The organism is Brackiella oedipodis DSM 13743 (assembly GCF_000621025.1).
GTDB classification, from domain to species: Bacteria; Pseudomonadota; Gammaproteobacteria; order Burkholderiales; family Burkholderiaceae_B; genus Oligella; species Oligella oedipodis.
Genome location: NZ_JHZJ01000014.1, coordinates 1 through 1,854, shown reverse-complemented (window position 1 = coordinate 1,854; position 1,854 = coordinate 1). Strand labels below are relative to the sequence as shown.

The following is a 1,854-nucleotide window of genomic DNA, read 5'->3' as shown; positions in this document are numbered from 1 at the left end:
TATTACCTAACCGCTGCTACATCCACCCCTTAAAAAACATGGTGGAGGATAACGGGATCGAACCGATGACCTCCTGCGTGCAAAGCAGGCGCTCTCCCAGCTGAGCTAATCCCCCATGTGTTGTTTAAATAAGTGGTGGGTCAAGTTGGAATCGAACCAACGACCCCCGCCTTATCAAGACGGTGCTCTAACCGACTGAGCTACTGACCCGATGCGGTAACTTTAGGCTGCTCGACTAACAACAACCGATAAGCGTAGACACTACCCAAGCAGTTAGCTTGTGCTCTTAAAGGAGGTGATCCAGCCGCACCTTCCGGTACGGCTACCTTGTTACGACTTCACCCCAGTCATGAATTCTACCGTGGTAATCGTCCCCCCGAAGGTTAGACTAACTACTTCTGGTAAAACCCACTCCCATGGTGTGACGGGCGGTGTGTACAAGACCCGGGAACGTATTCACCGCAGCATGCTGATCCGCGATTACTAGCGATTCCGACTTCATGCAGGCGAGTTGCAGCCTGCAATCCGGACTACGATCGGGTTTCTGGGATTGGCTCCACTTCGCAGTTTGGCTTCCCTCTGTCCCGACCATTGTATGACGTGTGAAGCCCTACCCATAAGGGCCATGAGGACTTGACGTCATCCCCACCTTCCTCCGGTTTGTCACCGGCAGTCTCACTAGAGTGCTCTTGCGTAGCAACTAGTGACAAGGGTTGCGCTCGTTGCGGGACTTAACCCAACATCTCACGACACGAGCTGACGACAGCCATGCAGCACCTGTGTTCTGGTTCTCTTGCGAGCACACTTCAATCTCTTAAAGCTTCCAGACATGTCAAGGGTAGGTAAGGTTTTTCGCGTTGCATCGAATTAATCCACATCATCCACCGCTTGTGCGGGTCCCCGTCAATTCCTTTGAGTTTTAATCTTGCGACCGTACTCCCCAGGCGGTCAACTTCACGCGTTAGCTGCGCTACCAAGCCCATACAGGCCCAACAGCTAGTTGACATCGTTTAGGGCGTGGACTACCAGGGTATCTAATCCTGTTCGCTACCCACGCTTTCGTGCATGAGCGTCAGTATCATCCCAGGGGGCTGCCTTCGCCATTGGTGTTCCTCCACATCTCTACGCATTTCACTGCTACACGTGGAATTCCACCCCCCTCTGACGTACTCTAGTCCGTTAGTTAAAAATGCAGTTCCAAGGTTGAGCCCTGGGATTTCACATCTTTCTTTCCGAACCGCCTGCGCACGCTTTACGCCCAGTAATTCCGATTAACGCTTGCACCCTACGTATTACCGCGGCTGCTGGCACGTAGTTAGCCGGTGCTTATTCCTCAGGTACCGTCAGCACTACAGGGTATTATCCTGTAGCTTTTCTTCCCTGATAAAAGTGCTTTACAACCCGAAGGCCTTCATCGCACACGCGGGATGGCTGGATCAGGGTTGCCCCCATTGTCCAAAATTCCCCACTGCTGCCTCCCGTAGGAGTCTGGGCCGTGTCTCAGTCCCAGTGTGGCTGGTCGTCCTCTCAAACCAGCTACAGATCACTGCCTTGGTGAGCCTTTACCCCACCAACTAGCTAATCTGATATCGGCCGCTCCAGTAGTGAAAGCTAAAAGCCTCCTTTCCCCCTTAGGGTATATGCGGTATTAGCTGACCTTTCGGCCAGTTATCCCCCGCTACTGGGCACGTTCCGATACATTACTCACCCGTTCGCCACTCGCCACCAAAAGAGCAAGCTCTCTTGTGCTGCCGTTCGACTTGCATGTGTAAAGCATCCCGCTAGCGTTCAATCTGAGCCAGGATCAAACTCTTCAGTTCAATTCCTGCTTAGTCTGCAATACTATGAATTTGC

The 1,854-nt window shown here is 52.6% G+C and carries 2 tRNA genes and 1 rRNA gene; all 3 read right to left on the bottom strand.

Annotation, left to right across the window (positions count from 1 at the left end):
- Positions 1 to 39: 39 nt before the first annotated feature.
- The 3 genes from Q335_RS0103335 to Q335_RS0103325 all read right to left on the bottom strand — a co-directional run bounded on the left by Q335_RS0103335 (position 40) and on the right by Q335_RS0103325 (position 1,820).
- A tRNA-Ala gene (locus Q335_RS0103335) sits at positions 40 to 115 on the bottom strand.
- Between the two features lie 18 nt (positions 116 to 133).
- Positions 134 to 210 (bottom strand) — tRNA-Ile (locus tag Q335_RS0103330).
- A gap of 78 nt (positions 211 to 288) precedes the next feature.
- Positions 289 to 1,820, bottom strand: a 16S ribosomal RNA gene (locus tag Q335_RS0103325).
- Positions 1,821 to 1,854 lie beyond the last annotated feature (34 nt).